Source organism: Bradyrhizobium sp. SZCCHNS1022, from assembly GCF_032484835.1.
Taxonomy (GTDB): Bacteria; Pseudomonadota; Alphaproteobacteria; order Rhizobiales; family Xanthobacteraceae; genus Bradyrhizobium.
Genome location: NZ_JAUETT010000001.1, coordinates 2,096,036 through 2,110,741 on the forward strand (window position 1 = coordinate 2,096,036; position 14,706 = coordinate 2,110,741).

Consider the following 14,706-nt stretch of genomic DNA (forward strand, 5'->3'; position numbering starts at 1 on the left):
TCAGCCCTCTTTCGGCACGAAGGCGCCGGGCGGAATATGGCCGTCGACATAGGCGTGATAGAGCGCGTCGAGCTGCACCCAGAGCACGTTGGTCTTGAATATCAGCGCGTTGCAGACCGCGGCGCGCTGCTCGGGCGTGGTCGCGTGCTCCTTCACGTAATGCAGCGCAAAGTTGGCGTCGCGTGGCGCCTGCGTCAGCCGGCGCTTGAAATAGCTCATCGTGTCGTGGTTGACGAAATTGTAGTGCTCGAGCATGCCGGCGATGCGCTCCTCGTGGATGCTGGGCGCGAACAGTTCGGTGAGCGAGGAGGCGATCGCTTCGAGCGGCGACCGGTCGCGACAGAAATGTACATAGGCCTCGACCGCAAAACGCGTCGCGGGCAGGATGCCTTCGGTCGACTCGACGTAAGCGGTGTCGAGCCCGAGGCCTTCCGTCAGCTTGATCCAGCGTTCGATCCCGCCCTCGCTGCCGACGTCGCCGTCATGATCCTCGATCCGGTGCCGCCATTCCAGCCGGGTAGCGCGATCGCGGAAGCGCGAGATCACCACTGCATCCTTGATCGGGATCGTGCTCTGATAGTAGTAGCGGTTCAGCGCCCAGGCCTGCACCTGGCCCTTGTTGAGCTTGCCGCCATGCAAGAGCTTATGGAACGGATGCAGGTTGTGATAGCGGGTCGCGCCGATATGGCGGAGCGCGGCCTCCAATTCGCCGGCGCTGTTCAGCCTCACATTGTTGCCGATCGACAGCGCGGTCATTTCACTCAAATTCACATCACTCACAGCAAGATCTCCATCCCTTGAGCGGGGATTTCCCATCCCTCGCGTTCCAATGTCTGCCGCTCGAGTGAGGCGTGGAGCCACGCCGGATTTGAGTTGTTGATGTGCAGGAAAAGCTTCCTGCCGATCCCGATGTCCGCCAGCGACTTGATTGCGCCGCTTTCTCCGGACATCGCGATATGCCCCATGCTCTGCCCGGTCTTGTTGCCAAGACCGGCTTGGATCATTTCGTCGTCCCGCCATACCGTGCCGTCGAAGAACACCAGCGGCGCGCCCTTCAGCCGCTGCCTCAGGGCATCGTCCACGTCGGCGCAGGCGGCGATGACATAGAAATATTGGCCGCTGGCCTTGTCCGCAATCTTCAGGCCCAGCGTGTCGCCGGTCGATGCGCTGCCCCCCGGATGCTCCTTCCCGCGCAGATACCAGGCGCTGGTACCCGATACCGCAAAGGGCAGGATTTCGAGCCCGGATGGGGTGCCGTCCGGCAATTGCGGGGCGAAGGCGGCATCAACCTCGATCGGTACCCGCCGGACGTTCTCTTCCTTCAACACATCGAAGATGCTGTTCGATTTCAGGATCGCAAGCACCTTGGGATGCCCATAGATCGTGAAGGGCGAACTCTCGCGCATCGACAGCAGGCCGGTGACCGCATCGATCTCGCCATTGGTCAGGATCACGCCGGCGATCGGGCTGTGGCGGAGCGCGCCCGGCTTGGGATGAAGCTGCGGTGTATCGGTAACCTGTTGGCGCAGGTCTGGTGACGCATTGACCAGGAACCAATGCTCGCCGTCGGCGCTCACCGCGATCGAGGCCTGGCTATTCCGGATCTCAGGATGATCAGTCCTGGCGGCCTGGCATACCGCACAGCCGCAATTCCATTGCGGCACTCCGCCGCCGGCAGCGGCGCCCAGGACGACGACGCGCAGCATAATCCGTCTCCTGGAAGTCAAACGAGGGACTTCAATGCGGGGCTTCGGATAATGGCTTCAGGCGCATCCGCAAGCCGTAACCGGCGGGACGGGGCGAAGCGGCGAAGAAGCCGAGGGTGAACGCCCGATCCCGTGCCTTGGGTTTCGCCAATGCGCTGACCTTCGGCGTCCACCCTCACGGTGTTGACGTCACACTCGCAAATTATTTGCGAGCGGCGCAGGCATACATGTTGATTTCCATGCCGACCGGCACTTCAACGATCTTGGGGGCTTTCCAGGCCATTGTCCTCTCCTTTTCGATCGGGACGATTTTCGTCCTCAACGATAAACTACCGCGCCATGAAAAGTTCGCCAGTGGAATCTTTTTCGTTTGAACCGGTCGGCCTATTTATTGCAGTGCGACGTGGCAGAGGAGAACGAGTGGCAATGTCGGGAAAGCAGGGCTGTCAATACAACGAATTCGTGATCGATCGCTTCGCAACCGCGTCCGGTTCTCCTCCTAGGCTGCGGGGAACCGCCCGGATAAGGCAGTTGTGAGTTCTTGGAGCTTTCTATCTCAACGCGCGACCCGATTGGAATCTGTCCATGCCCCGATATTTCTTCAACACCCGGATTGGCGACGAGCTGGTCTCCGATACCGATGGTGAGCTGCTGCGCAATCCCGACCGCGCCTGGGAAGTCGCGCGCGACATGATCCGGGAGCTGCTGCGCACGGAAGGCGCCAACGCGGCGCTCCTCTCGGCCGTCATCGAGGTGACGGACGAGGAAGGCGACATCGTCCTGGAATTTCCGTTCTCGGAGGCGATCTTCGACGTGCCCGCCCGATCGATGACGCGGCACTGAGGCTGTGGCCCCTTGCCGACCCGTCGCTCAGACCGAATGCCGCGGCTGGATGATCTCTCCGCGCGTGGTTGCGATCCCCATCTCGAAGCTGTCGGCGATGCGTCGGGCGCGCAGAATGAAGATCTCGGCGATCTCGGGCGAGAACAGCTCGCGCGCCGTGGCTTCGAACAGTTTGAGCCAGCGGTCGAAATGCGCGCCCTGCAGGGACAGCAGCAGGTGTGGGCGCATGGGGGCGCCGCTGTAGCGGCCGGTCTTCAAGAGCATCGATGACCAGAAATCGGCGATCTTGCCGATATGCTCGTCCCAGTCCTGTACCGTCGTATTGAAGATCGGGCCGATCAGTTCATCCTGCCGGGCGCGACCATAGAAGGTCTCGACCAGGAGCCGGATGGATCCCTCATCAAGTTCCGGATGTTGAACGGCGAGCGGGTGGCGGGAGGGGGTGGTCGTGGGCTTGGCGGTCATGGCGCTGTATATAAGCAGCCACAACGTGCATTGAAATGGCCAATCGGTGCCTCAGTCGGCCGTTGGTTCCCTGATTCCGCCGCCGTTTACGGCAGGCTGACGAACTCCACCCAGTTCGGCTTCTTGCCTACGGAATAGGACTTCAACCTGCGCAAGGCTCCGCTGGTCTGATCGATACCGTAGACAGTCATGCCGTTGGAGACCTCGCCGACGGCTGCAAGATAACGGCCGCTCGGATCGATGTTGAAGCCGCGCGGCTGGGTCTCGGTCGGAACGCTGCCGATCGTGGTGAGATGGCCGGTCGAGGCGTCGACCTTGAAGGCCGCCAACGTGTTCGAGGTCCGCTCCGAGGCATAGAGAAAGCGGCCGTCCGCGGTCACGTGCAGATCCGCCGCCCAGGGTTTTCCTGAGAAGCCCGGCGGCAGCACGGAGGTGCGCTGCTCCTCGCGCCAGGTGCCTTTGTCGGCATCGTAGGCATAGACCGCGAGATCGGCGTTCAGCTCGTGCAAGAGATAGATGAACTTGCCGTTCGGGTGAAAGATGAAGTGGCGTGGCCCTGATTTTTCCGGCGTTTTGATCGTCCCCGCCGCGTTGGGCGTCAGCGCCCCGGAGCTCGCGTCGAAGGTGAAGCTGAGCACCTGGTCGGAGCCGAGATTGGTCACGAACACGAAGCGGTTGTCGGGCGCAGGCAGGAATGCGTGCGCGTTCAGCCCGGTCGGAATCACCTGTGCAGGCGCGGCAACGACGCTGTTCGCCTGCACCGGGTTGACCGCGACTTTGTTGCCGCCATAAGAGGCGCTGAACAGGAACCTGCCGGACCGGTCGAAGGCGATATTGGCCATGCTGTCGGCCAGCGGGCCGTTACCCAGATGGCTCAGGTGCCCGCTTATGGGATCGATCGCGAAGCTCACGGCCAGGAAGGGCTTGGAGCGGATGCCTGCGATCAGCGTGCGACGATCGGGGCTGATCGCCAGCGGCGTCGATGAGCCGGGCGTTTCGATAGCAGGGAAGGCCGCGGTTTGGACCGGCGTCATCTCTCCCGTACCGGAATCGAGCCGGAATACGCTGATATCGTTGCTGTCGGCATTGCCGATATAGGCGAACGTTTCGGCGCTGGACATACGCGGCGCCAGTGCGGTCGCGAGCGCGGCGATCATCAACGTCGTTGCTACGACGGTGCCCGATCCGAGCATGTTGTTCCCCCCCGTAATTTAGTTGCGGATTCTTAGTCTCGATTGTCGGTGCTGGCCAAGATCGATGTCGTATGAATCAATTCAGAATTAGCATTGGTCGGGAGGGAGGCCGGACGGGCGGGCGCCCATCTCTTCCACGCATGGCCGTGTGCCGGGACGGGCAGGGCACGGCGCTGGTTCCTCCGCCGCTCCGGCGCTAAAAGCGGACCACATCACGGAGTTGCCCATGACCGACCTCTGGCGCCTTTCGGCCGCTGACCTCGCCGCCCTCATCAAGTCCAAGCAGGTTTCCGCCAAGGAAGCGGCCACGTCGGCGCTGGCGCGTCTCGGCGCGGTCAATCCGAAGGTCAACGCGGTGATCGACCATCGTCCCGAGCAGGTGCTGCGACAGGCCGAGAGCATCGACGCGGCGCTTTCGCGCGGCGAAGATCCGGGCCCCTTGGCCGGCGTGCCGGTCACGATCAAGGTCAATGTCGATCAGGCCGGCTTCGCCACCACCAATGGGTTGAAGCTGCAGAAGGACGCGATCGCCAAGAGCAACAATCCGGTGGTGGAGAACCTGGTCAAGGCGGGGGCCGTGCTGCTCGGCCGGACCAATACGCCGGCGGTGTCCTACCGCTGGTTCACAAGCAACCTCGTCCACGGCGACACCAAGAATCCGCGTGATCCGGCGATCACGCCGGGCGGCTCCTCGGGCGGTGCGGGATCGGCGACAGCCGCGGGCATCGGCCATATCGGCCACGGCACCGACATTGCCGGCTCCGTCCGTTACCCGGCCTATGCCTGCGGCATTCATGGCCTGCGTCCGACCGTCGGGCGCATTCCCGCGTTCAACGCCTCCCTTCCGGAACGCCCGATCGGACCGCAGATCAGTGCCGTCTCCGGCCCCCTGGCGCGTACCATCAAGGACGTCCGGCTTGCCTTGGCAGCCATGTCCGCGCGCGATGTGCGCGATCCCTGGTGGATGCCGGTGCCGCTGGAAGGTCCGCCGATGCCGAAGCGCGTGGCGCTCTGCGTCAATCCGGATGGGCTCAATCCGGTGCCGGAGGTGCAGGCCGCGGTGCGCGATGCGGGCCAGCGGCTGGAGCGGGCGGGTTGGACGGTGGAGGAGATCAAGGACACCCCGCCGATGCAGGAGGCCGCGATTCTGCAGACAAAGCTCTGGCTCGGTGACGGCTATGAGGCGCAACTCGCTCTCGCCGAGAAGGAAGGCGATCCCGGCGCGCTGGCCTGCCTGCGCGGCAACCGTGCAAAGGTGTTTCCGTTCGACTCCACCGAGCTTTCCAGGGCGCTGACCCGCCGGGCGACGCTGACCCGCGAGTGGCTGCTGTTCCTCGAACAACATCCGGTGCTGTTGATGCCGGTCTCGGGTGAACTGCCGTTCGCAGATCAGCTCGATCGCAAGGACGAAGAATCGTTCCAGCGAGTCTGGCACGCACAGCTGACCCAGATCGCGATCCCGTTTTTCGGCGTTCCGGCCCTGACGGTCTCGACCGGCCTGGTCGGGCGCCTCCCGGTCGGCGTGCAGCTCGTGTCGCAGCGCTTCCGGGAGGATTTGTGCCTTGCCGCCGGCGAGGCGATCGAGGCTGGCGGAACCCCACCCATGCCGATCGATCCCGTGGGCTAGCTGATGCCGAGCATCTACGATTTCACCGCGGCGTCGCTCAGTGGTGAAGAGGTGCCGCTGAAGCGCTTCGAGGGGCAGGTGTTGCTGGTCGTGAACACCGCGAGCGCCTGCGGCTTCACGCCGCAATATCGCGGCCTCGAAGCACTTTACCGGGAGTATGCGAGCCGGGGCTTTGCCGTGCTGGGATTTCCCTGTAACCAGTTCGGCGCCCAGGAGCCGGGCACCGCAGAGGAGATTGGCGCGTTTTGCGCGGGCAAGTACGACGTGACGTTTCCGCTGTTTGCGAAGGTCGCCGTCAACGGCGCGGCCGCGCATCCGCTGTTCAAGTTCCTGAAACGTGAGAAGAGCGGGCTATTGGGTTCGGCGATCAAATGGAATTTCACCAAATTCCTGGTCGACCGGTCGGGGCAGGTGGTGGGTCGCTATGCGCCGACCACCAAGCCTGAGGCATTGAAGAAAGAGATCGAGGCGCTGTTGTGAGCGAAACGAAGACCACTGCGAACGAACTGCCGGACCGTTTGTCGGTCGATCCGAAGAGCCCGTACTACAATGCGGAGGTTCTGGCCCGCGACGTCGGCATCCGCTTCAAGGGCGTCGAGAAGACCAATGTCGAGGAATATTGCGTGAGCGAGGGCTGGGTCCGCGTGACCGCGGGCAATGCCAAGGATCGTCACGGCAATCCGCTCACCATCAAGGTGCACGGGCCGGTCGAGCCGTATTTCAGGGATCTGAGCTCGTCCTGACGCGCTCAGGCGGCATTGCGAGCGACCCGGTCCGCGCGAAGCGCGGCCGGATGACAAGCTCGGCGGCGCAATCCAGGAACCACACGAGACATCTGGATTGCCTCGTCGCCGATGCTCCCTGCAACGGCGTCATCGCATGGAGCCCTTCGGAAGACCTGCCTCTTCCCGTCCATCGGCTAGGCGGGCCACTGCCGCGCCGATGCTGCGACCGCTTACGACAGCCGCATGTCCAGAAGCCTGCGACCTTCCGTCTTGATCAGCTTCTTCACCGCGCTGGAGGCGACCACCTCGCCTTCATTGGCGTAGGCCTCGTGGTTCTTCTCGATATCGTCGAGGCGGTAGAGATAGTTGACCATGATGCCGGCGGATTCGCGCAAACCCTTGGCCGAGAGATCGCCGAGCCAGTTGATGCGCTCCAACCGCGCGCCGTTGCCGAGATGGAAGCGCGCGACGGAGTCGATCAGCTTGCCCTTGGGCGTGCGCGCTTTCAGGAAATAATAGGCGGCGATCGGCTCCAGCACCGTGCGCAATTGCGCAGCGATCTCGGGATCCTCGAACCATTTGGGCTCGTCCAGCAGCTTGAGCACCGCACGGTCTTCATCGCTGACCTCGGTGGTCTGCTTCAGCCAGCCCATGAAGCCCGGCACCGGCGACAGCGTCACGAACGTGTCGAGCTTCGGCAGCTCGCGCCGGAGCTCTTCGACCACCTGCTTGATCAGGAAGTTGCCGAAGGAAATGCCGCCGAGCCCGCGCTGGGTATTGGAAATCGAGTAGAACACTGCGGTGCGCGCGCGATCGATCGGGACCGGCTGACGATCGACCGCGAGCAGCGGCGAGATTGCGCCGGGTATCGTTTCGGTCAGCGCCACCTCGACGAAAATCAAGGGCGCATCCGGCAGTGCCGGATGGAAAAAGGCGTAGCAACGGCGATCGGCCGGGTCGATGCGGCGGCGCAGATCGTCCCAGTCATGAATTTCGTGCACGGCCTCGTAGCGGATGATCTGTTCCAGGATGTTGGCAGGTGTCGACCAATCGATCCGGCGTAACACGAGAAACCCCCTGTTAAACCAAGAGCTCAAGAGATGGACGATATCCCGATCGAGCGCCACGAGCTCGGGGGTGGCCTTCGTCAAGCCGAGCAGATCGGTCCGCATCGCGACCAGTTCGCCGGTCCCGCCCGGCGCACGGTTGAGCCGGCGGATCAATTCCTGCCGCCGCGGCTCGGAGGCGAAATGCAACTCGCTGGCGTCCTCGTCGGTCGGATGCGCGCGCCAGTTCTCGATGGCCTTGGTGAGCTTGGCCTTGTCAGGTCCGAATTCATGCACCAGCGCCGTGAAGAACGCCTTGCGTCCATCGGCATCGAGATCATGGTAGCCGTCGAGCACGTCGCGGGCCATCGCGGTGCCGGATGCTTCGCCGGCCCCCGATAGCAGGGCCTGGCAGAGCTCGGCCAGGCTCTCTGCATCGTGTTTTTCGGCTGGCGATCCGCCGCGGCGAAGAAACGTGCGGCCACGCTCGGAGATTGTGGTGAGCAGGTCGGTGAAAAAAGCGTTGGCCATCTGATCTCGTCGAATCCCCCGCGGAGAAGGTCGATCTTACATGGATTTATGGCAAAGCTTGTCACAATCAAGTATAAGAATTGGTCAAAGTCGTCGGACGAAATCTGTCGGCGACTTGCCGGTCACTTGCCGGAAGGCGTGTGAAAAGGCCGGCATGCTGGCATAGCCGAGATCGGACGCCAGCGCCTTGATCGAGAGATGACGCTCGGTCGACAGCCGTTCGATGGCGGTGGCGATCCGCGCCCGTCGGCACCAGGCTTTGAAGCTCAGCTTGGTCTCTGCGGCAAACAGCCGCGACAGCGTGCGTGCGGATGTGCCGACCTTGCGTGCAAGCGTCTCGATTTCATGCGTCATCGCCGGCGTGGCCAGCACGATGTCGGCGGCGCGCCGGCAGCGCGGCTCCTGCGGAAGCGGAATGAAGGTCGCGGAATCCTCGGTGCGGCGCAATTCCAGCATCGCCAGCCGGACCAGCAGGTCGGCGCGTTCGCGGTCTTTCCGGTCTTCGAACAGCGCCAGGATCGCATGATGCAACAGCGGCGACACCAGCACCACGAATTCCTTGCTGAGCCGCGGCTTGCGCATATGGCCCTGCAGCAAATCGCCGTCGAAGAAGATCGTCCGCATTTCGCTATCGGACAACATGTCGATCGCATGTGCGTGGTGCGCGGGCACCCAGACCGCGCGGTCGGGGGGCACCAGCCAGCGGCCTTTCGGTGTCGTGACCTGCATCGTGCCGCTCGCGGCATAGACCAGCTGTGCCTCGCGGTGCATATGCGGCGCGAGCCGCATGCCTTTCTTGTAGCTGCGGGCGACCAGGTGAACCCCGGCCTGCACGGCGCGGCGGTCGGCGACAAGAGGGCGGATTGGCGTTTCGACGATGGTCATTGGCGGCATCCCGTCAGGGCAAGCGACTATAATCGATTTCAAGACAACATGAGCGCCAGCCCCATGAACCATCCGAGCCGGGTGATCGGCTTTGTCAATGCCGGTCACTTCATCGATCACTATGCGATGCTGATTTTTGCCGCCGCGGTCGTCATCATGGGCCCGGCCCTCGACATGAGCTATGCGGAACTATTGCCTTACGCCACGCCTGGCTTCATCGCCTTCGGCGCCGGATCGCTGCTGACGGGCTGGCTCGGCGACCGCTGGAGCCGCCGTCATATGATGCTCATCTTCTATCTCGGCATCGGCGCGTCCATGGTCGCGGTCGGGCTGGTCCGGACGCCGGTGCAGCTCGGCACAGCCTTGCTCGCCATCGGCCTGTTCGCCTCGATCTACCATCCGGTCGGCACCGCGATGATCGTCTCCTATGCGGAGAGACTGGGGCGCGAGATGGGGATCAACGGCGTGTGGGGCAATCTCGGCGTGGCCTCGTCGGCGCTGGTGACGGGCGTGATCGGCGAATATCTCGGCTGGCGCTTTGCGTTCATCGTTCCGGGCGTTCTCACGATGCTGATCGGCGTCGCCTTCGCATGCGCCGTGACGCATGAGGACCGTCGCGGCGCGCGGCAGGCGGCGGCGCAGGCGCGGGTCGCGCGCGAGCACATGTGGCGGGTCGTCGTCGCGCTGCTGATGGTCGTCATCGCGATCTCGACCACCTTCAATGCGGTCACGGTGGCGCTGCCGAAGCTGTTCGCCGAGCGGCTCGCCGGCCTGACGCAGAGCCCGGCGCTGCTGGGCCTGATCGCGGCCGGGGTCTATGTGTTCGGCGCGATGACCCAATACACGATCGGGCGGCTGCTGGACCGGCATGCGCTGAAGGCGGTGGCGCTGCCGCTGTCGGTCGTGCTGGCGCCGCTGCTTTATCTCGCCGCCGATTTCACCGATCTGGCCTTGATCCTGGTCTCGGTCGGCATCGTGATGGGCGCGTTCGGCCAGGTTACGGTCAATGACGCCATGGTCGGCAAGTACACATCGGAAGAATGGCGCTCGCGCGCTTATGCGGTGCGCTATTTCGTCGGCTTCACCGCCGCGGGCGCCTCGGTCGGTCTGGTCGCCTGGCTCCATGAGCATGGCGGCTTTTCGACCATGCTGCACGCCTTCGCCGGCCTCTGCCTGTTCGCGGTCGCAGCGGCGCTGATCCTGCCGCCTGAGATCAGGGTGCCCGCGCCCACGAATTGAGAACGTCGCCTTCGGCTCCTCGCAATGACGGAGAATTACGGCAGTGTCTGCGCGCTTGCGACATCCACCGGCGCCTTGCGCTCTGCCAGCCAGTTCTCGAACCGTTGCACCACGACGAAGAACGCCGGCACGAACAGCACGGCGAGGCAGGTCGAGGCCAGCATGCCGGAGAACACAGTGATGCCGATCGACTTGCGGGCGCTCGCGCCGGCGCCGGTTGCGAACACCAGCGGCGCCACGCCGAGGATGAATGCGAACGACGTCATCAGGATCGGGCGGAAACGGGCGCGGGCCGCCTCGATCGCCGATTCCAGCAGCGGCTTGCCGTCGCGGCCATGTAGTTCGAGGCCGACCTCGACGATCAGGATCGCGTTCTTGGCCGACAGCGCGATGAGCAGGATCAGCCCGATCTGGACATAGAGATTGTTGTCGATCTTGAGCGCCGAGAGCACCGCCATCGGGCCGAGCAGCGACAGCGGTACGGCCAATATCACCGAGATCGGCGCGTACCAGCTTTCATATTGGCCGGCGAGCACGAGATAGACGAGCAGCAGCGCAAGACCGAAGGTCAGGTAGATCTGGTTCGAGACCGCCTTCTCCTGATAGGACATCGCGGTCCACTCGTAACCGGCGCCCGGCGGCAAGGTCCGGTCCGCGACCTGCTCCATCAGTGTCAGCGATTGTCCGGAGCTGTAGCCCTGCGCCGGCAGGCCGACGATGGTGGCGGAGGGATAGAGATTGTACAGGCTGATCAGCGAGGGGCCGACGCTCGGACGGATCGTGGCAACGGTGCCGAGCGGGATCATGTCGCCGGCCTGGTTGCGCACCATCAGGTTCTCGATCTCGCGCGTGGTCAGCCGGGCGCTGGCGTCGGCCTGCACATAGACCTGGAACACGCGGCCGAATTTGTTGAACTGATTGACGAAAGAGGAGCCGAGATAGGACGAGAGCGCCGAGAACACGGCATCGGTGGTGACGTGCAAGGTCTGCGTCTTGATGCGGTCGATCTCGATATCGAATTGCGGCACCATGGCGCGGAACGGCGATTGCACGTGCTGCAGCGCGCTTTGGCTCTCGGCGTTGGTGACCATGGCGGAGGTCAAGGCTTGCAGCTTGGCATAATCGTTGTTGCCGTCGCGCAGCTCGACCTGCATGGAAAAGCCCGCGGCATTGCCGATGCCTTGAATCGGTGGCGGCGGCAGCACCGAGACTTGCGCCTCCATTACCGCCGCCATCTTGTCGTTCAGCCCATAGACCAGTGAACGCAGGTCTTCGCCCTTGCCGCGGGCGTCCCAATCCTTCAAGACGATATAGGCGACGCCGGCATTGGCCAGGCTTGCGCTATTGTCCAACGCGGATATGCCGGCGATGGTGGTGACCTGGGCGACGCCGGGCGTCTGGCCCGCGATCTCGCTCACCTTCTCCAGCGCCTTCTGTGTCCGGTCCAGCGCGGCGCCGTCGGGCAATTGGACGGCGGCGATCAGGTAGCCCTGGTCCTCGATCGGGAGAAAGCCGGTCGGGACGCGCGACAGGCCATAACCGCCGATCGCGATCAGGAGCAGCGCTGCGATCACCGACATGTTGCTGTGTGCGACCAGCCAGCCGATCAGCGATTCATAGCGCCGCTCCAGCCGCGCGTAGACGTTGTTGAAGGCGCGGTAGAAGACATTGCGCTGCTCCGGCGGCACCGGCGGGCGCAGCCAAAGCGCGCATTGCGTCGGCTTCAAGGTCGCAGCATTGATGGCGGAGAGCAGCGCGGTCGCGGCGATCACCAGGGCAAACTGCGCGTAGATCCGTCCCGTCAGTCCCGGCAGGAATGCGGCCGGCAGGAACACCGAGATCAGCACCAGGGTGATGCCGACGATCGGGGCGAACAGCTGGTCCATGGCGCGGATCGCCGCGTCATGGCCGTTCATGCCGCGCTCGATGTTGTGGGCGGCGCCTTCGACCACCACGATGGCGTCGTCGACCACGATGCCGATCGCGAGCACGATCGCAAACAGGGTCGACATGTTGATGGTGAAGCCGAGCGCCGCCATCGCGGCGAACGCGCCGATGATGGTGACCGGAACCGTCGTGGTCGGCACCAGCATCGCGCGCCAGTCCTGCAGGAACACCAGGATGACGATCAGCACCAGCACGCCGGCCTCGATCAAGGTCTTGTAGACCTCGTGGACGGAGGCGCTGACGAATTTCGTCGTGTCGAACGGCGTCTCGTATTTGACCCCCGGCGGGAAGGCTCTTGCGAGTTCCGCCATCTTCTTCTCGACGGTCTGCTCGACCTCGAGCGCATTGGCCCCGGGAGATTGGAAGATGCCGATGCCGGCGGCCGGTTGCCGGTTGAGCGAAAAGATCTGGCTGTAAGTCTGTGCGCCGAGCTCGACCGAGCCGACGTCGCGCACGCGCGTCACGTCGCCATTGTCGCCGGTCTTGACGATGATGTCTTCGAATTGCCTGACATCGTCGAGTCGGCCGGCGACGTTGAGGGTGTACTGAAAGGCCTGGCCCGGCGGAGTCGGCGGTGCGCCGATCTGGCCGGCCGCGACCTGCTGGCTTTGCTGCTGAATGGCCTGGATCACGTCCTGCGGCACCAGCCCGCGCACCTGCAGTTTGCTCGGATCGAGCCAGATGCGCATCGAATACTGGCCGGACCCGAACACCGTGACGTTGCCGACGCCGGGCAGCCGCGCCAGTTCGTCCTTCAGATTGATGGCGGCATAGTTGCTCAGGTACAGGCTGTCATATTTGGCGTCCGGCGAAGTCAAGGTGACGAACAACAGAATCGAGGTCGACCGCTTCTGCACGGTGACGCCCTGGTTCTGCACCGCCGGCGGCAATTGCGACAGCGCGCTGGAGACGCGGTTCTGCACCAGCACTTGCGCGAAGTTGAGATCGGTGCCGATCTTGAAGGTCACTGTCAGCGTGTAGGTGCCGTCGGCGGCGCTGTAGGACTGCATATAGAGCATGTCCTCGACGCCGTTGACCTGCTGCTCGATCGGCAACGCGACCGTGTCGATCACGGTCTTGGCGCTGGCGCCGGGATAGCGCGTTGTGACCTGCACGGTCGGCGGCACCACATCGGGGTATTGCGCGACCGCGAGGTTGAACAGCGCGACCGCGCCGATCAGCATCATCAGGATCGCGATGACGTTGGAGAGGACCGGGCGTTCGATGAAGAATTTGGAGATCATCGCCGCTCCTATTTGCCGGCGGAGGCCTGCTGTTCGATCGTCTTGACTTGTGGGTCGACTTTCTGGCCCGGAATTGCCCGCAGCAGCCCGGCGATGACCACGCGATCGTCGGGCTTCAGTCCGCTTTCGATCACGCGCAACTCCCCTTCGCGCGCTCCGACCGTCACAGTGCGCTGCTCGACCGTATTGTCGCCGTTGACGATGAGAACATAGCGGCCACTTTGGTCGCTGCCGAGCGCGGTGTCCGGAACGAGAAGCGCATTCGGCACGCGCTCCAGCGGAACGCGGATGCGGACGAAATAGCCGGGCAGCAGCACGCGGTTCGGGTTCGGGACGATGCCGCGGACGGCGAGTGTACCGGTGGCCTGATTGATCGTCGGCGCAGCGTAGTCGAGCTTGCCTTGGTGCGGATAACCGTCCTCCGTCTGCAGCCCGATCTCGATCGGAATTTGTTTGAAGTCGGACTCCGTCAACCCGCGCTGCCGCGCGTCAGCCCGGATCCGCAACACGTCCTGCTCGTTGACATTGAAGTTCACGTAAATCGGGTCGAGCGCGACGATGGTCGCAAGCTGTGTCGGCGAGGCAACGCCGACAAGTTCGCCCACCGAGACCAGATGCGCGCTGACCACGCCGTCGAACGGCGCGGTCACCTTGGTATAGTCGTAGTTGACTTGGGCGATTCGTGTGTTGGCCTCGGCTTGCGCCAGATTGGCCTTGGCGTTGTCGCGCGCCGCGGTGGAGCTATCGAGCGTTGCCTGTGACACGGCCTGCCGGGCGACGAGCTCGGACTGGCGTCTGTAGTCCGCTTCGGCCTGCTTCAGCGAGGCCTGCGCGCCGGCCTCGGCGGCTTGGGCCTGGTCGAGCTTGAACTTGTAGGTCTCGGGCTCGATGGTGAACAGCGTCGTGCCTTCCTTCACCGCGTCGCCGTCCTTGTAGTCGATCGACTGCAGGAAGCCTTGGACCCGCGCCACCAGATCGACGCTCTTCACGGGCGCGGTATTGCCGGTCGCGTCGAGGTAGCGCGTGACCGCGCGTTGCACCGGCTGTGCGACGTCCACCTTGGGCGGAGGCGGTGGCTGGAACGAATTCTGTTCGCACCCGGCCAGCAGCGTTGCTGTGAGCGCAATCGACATGATGCTCGGCAGATGTTGCCGAGCAGACCTTGGCTGGGAATGCGATGACAAGTGCGTCGACATCATCTCCGGAAAACCATTTGAACAGGCTTTGAGACCACGCGCACCAAAAAAAGGCATCG

At 63.7% G+C, this 14,706-nt stretch carries 14 protein-coding genes; 5 read left to right on the forward strand and 9 right to left on the reverse strand.

The window, feature by feature from the left end:
• From pqqC to pqqA, 3 genes are all read right to left on the reverse strand, one after another.
• Window positions 1-756 (reverse strand): pyrroloquinoline-quinone synthase PqqC, encoded by a 756-nt coding sequence (gene pqqC, locus QX071_RS09490; protein WP_409997789.1) that lies wholly within the window; start codon window positions 754-756, stop codon window positions 1-3.
• Window positions 757-776: 20 nt separating this feature from the next.
• Window positions 777-1,706, reverse strand: a complete 930-nt coding sequence (gene pqqB / locus QX071_RS09495; RefSeq protein WP_315701078.1) for a pyrroloquinoline quinone biosynthesis protein PqqB — start codon at window positions 1,704-1,706, stop codon at window positions 777-779.
• Between the two features lie 202 nt (window positions 1,707-1,908).
• Window positions 1,909-1,989, reverse strand: coding sequence for a pyrroloquinoline quinone precursor peptide PqqA (gene pqqA, locus QX071_RS09500; RefSeq protein ID WP_012029362.1), 81 nt, complete (start codon window positions 1,987-1,989; stop codon window positions 1,909-1,911).
• Between the two features lie 302 nt (window positions 1,990-2,291).
• On the opposite strand from pqqA, the gene QX071_RS09505 reads away from it, so the two are divergent.
• Complete coding sequence (locus tag QX071_RS09505) at window positions 2,292-2,549, forward strand: DUF6894 family protein (protein WP_315701077.1); 258 nt, start codon at window positions 2,292-2,294, stop codon at window positions 2,547-2,549.
• 27 nt (window positions 2,550-2,576) lie between these two features.
• Here QX071_RS09505 and QX071_RS09510 read toward each other — a convergent pair whose 3' ends face one another.
• Together QX071_RS09510 and QX071_RS09515 are read right to left on the reverse strand one after the other, a co-directional pair.
• Window positions 2,577-3,014, reverse strand: coding sequence for a group III truncated hemoglobin (locus QX071_RS09510; protein ID WP_315701076.1), 438 nt, complete (start codon window positions 3,012-3,014; stop codon window positions 2,577-2,579).
• 86 nt (window positions 3,015-3,100) lie between these two features.
• Window positions 3,101-4,207 (reverse strand): lactonase family protein, encoded by a 1,107-nt coding sequence (locus QX071_RS09515; protein WP_315701075.1) that lies wholly within the window; start codon window positions 4,205-4,207, stop codon window positions 3,101-3,103.
• Window positions 4,208-4,433: 226 nt separating this feature from the next.
• Here QX071_RS09515 and QX071_RS09520 point away from each other — a divergent pair, with 226 nt between their 5' ends.
• The 3 genes from QX071_RS09520 to QX071_RS09530 are packed head-to-tail and all read left to right on the forward strand — an operon-like array spanning window position 4,434 to window position 6,577.
• Window positions 4,434-5,834 carry an amidase family protein gene (locus QX071_RS09520; RefSeq protein ID WP_315701074.1) on the forward strand — a complete coding sequence of 467 codons (1,401 nt, stop codon included), beginning with the start codon at window positions 4,434-4,436 and terminating at the stop codon, window positions 5,832-5,834.
• Between the two features lie 3 nt (window positions 5,835-5,837).
• The gene (locus QX071_RS09525; protein ID WP_315701073.1) at window positions 5,838-6,314 is read left to right on the forward strand and encodes a glutathione peroxidase; all 477 of its coding nucleotides are present in this window, start codon (window positions 5,838-5,840) and stop codon (window positions 6,312-6,314) included.
• Window positions 6,311-6,577 carry a DUF3297 family protein gene (locus QX071_RS09530; protein WP_315701072.1) on the forward strand — a complete coding sequence of 89 codons (267 nt, stop codon included), beginning with the start codon at window positions 6,311-6,313 and terminating at the stop codon, window positions 6,575-6,577. The genes QX071_RS09525 and QX071_RS09530 overlap by 4 nt, the downstream gene beginning before the upstream one ends.
• A gap of 212 nt (window positions 6,578-6,789) precedes the next feature.
• Here the strand turns inward: QX071_RS09530 and QX071_RS09535 are convergent, their stop codons facing one another.
• Together QX071_RS09535 and QX071_RS09540 are read right to left on the reverse strand one after the other, a co-directional pair.
• Window positions 6,790-8,136, reverse strand: coding sequence for a malonyl-CoA decarboxylase (locus tag QX071_RS09535; protein ID WP_315701071.1), 1,347 nt, complete (start codon window positions 8,134-8,136; stop codon window positions 6,790-6,792).
• 84 nt (window positions 8,137-8,220) lie between these two features.
• Window positions 8,221-9,021: a helix-turn-helix transcriptional regulator gene (locus QX071_RS09540; protein ID WP_315701070.1), complete on the reverse strand. Its 801-nt coding sequence runs from the start codon at window positions 9,019-9,021 to the stop codon at window positions 8,221-8,223.
• A gap of 63 nt (window positions 9,022-9,084) precedes the next feature.
• On the opposite strand from QX071_RS09540, the gene QX071_RS09545 reads away from it, so the two are divergent.
• Entirely contained in the window at window positions 9,085-10,260 is a 1,176-nt protein-coding gene (locus QX071_RS09545) for an MFS transporter (RefSeq protein WP_315701069.1), read from the forward strand.
• A 35-nt stretch (window positions 10,261-10,295) separates the two neighbouring features.
• Here the strand turns inward: QX071_RS09545 and QX071_RS09550 are convergent, their stop codons facing one another.
• Window positions 10,296-13,451, reverse strand: a complete 3,156-nt coding sequence (locus QX071_RS09550) for a multidrug efflux RND transporter permease subunit (RefSeq protein WP_315701068.1) — start codon at window positions 13,449-13,451, stop codon at window positions 10,296-10,298.
• 8 nt (window positions 13,452-13,459) lie between these two features.
• Window positions 13,460-14,584, reverse strand: coding sequence for an efflux RND transporter periplasmic adaptor subunit (locus QX071_RS09555; protein WP_315701067.1), 1,125 nt, complete (start codon window positions 14,582-14,584; stop codon window positions 13,460-13,462).
• Between the last annotated feature and the right edge of the window lie 122 nt (window positions 14,585-14,706).

Coding starts and splice junctions, on each gene's coding strand:
- QX071_RS09515 (WP_315701075.1), bottom strand. CDS start 4,207: ATGCTCGGATCGGGCACCGTCGTAGCAACGACGTTGATGATCGCCGCG.
- QX071_RS09555 (WP_315701067.1), bottom strand. CDS start 14,584: ATGTCGATTGCGCTCACAGCAACGCTGCTGGCCGGGTGCGAACAGAAT.
- QX071_RS09505 (WP_315701077.1), top strand. CDS start 2,292: ATGCCCCGATATTTCTTCAACACCCGGATTGGCGACGAGCTGGTCTCC.
- QX071_RS09545 (WP_315701069.1), top strand. CDS start 9,085: ATGAACCATCCGAGCCGGGTGATCGGCTTTGTCAATGCCGGTCACTTC.
- QX071_RS09550 (WP_315701068.1), bottom strand. CDS start 13,451: ATGATCTCCAAATTCTTCATCGAACGCCCGGTCCTCTCCAACGTCATC.
- QX071_RS09540 (WP_315701070.1), bottom strand. CDS start 9,021: ATGACCATCGTCGAAACGCCAATCCGCCCTCTTGTCGCCGACCGCCGC.
- pqqC (WP_409997789.1), bottom strand. CDS start 756: ATGACCGCGCTGTCGATCGGCAACAATGTGAGGCTGAACAGCGCCGGC.
- pqqA (WP_012029362.1), bottom strand. CDS start 1,989: ATGGCCTGGAAAGCCCCCAAGATCGTTGAAGTGCCGGTCGGCATGGAA.
- QX071_RS09525 (WP_315701073.1), top strand. CDS start 5,838: ATGCCGAGCATCTACGATTTCACCGCGGCGTCGCTCAGTGGTGAAGAG.
- QX071_RS09520 (WP_315701074.1), top strand. CDS start 4,434: ATGACCGACCTCTGGCGCCTTTCGGCCGCTGACCTCGCCGCCCTCATC.
- QX071_RS09535 (WP_315701071.1), bottom strand. CDS start 8,136: ATGGCCAACGCTTTTTTCACCGACCTGCTCACCACAATCTCCGAGCGT.
- pqqB (WP_315701078.1), bottom strand. CDS start 1,706: ATGCTGCGCGTCGTCGTCCTGGGCGCCGCTGCCGGCGGCGGAGTGCCG.
- QX071_RS09510 (WP_315701076.1), bottom strand. CDS start 3,014: ATGACCGCCAAGCCCACGACCACCCCCTCCCGCCACCCGCTCGCCGTT.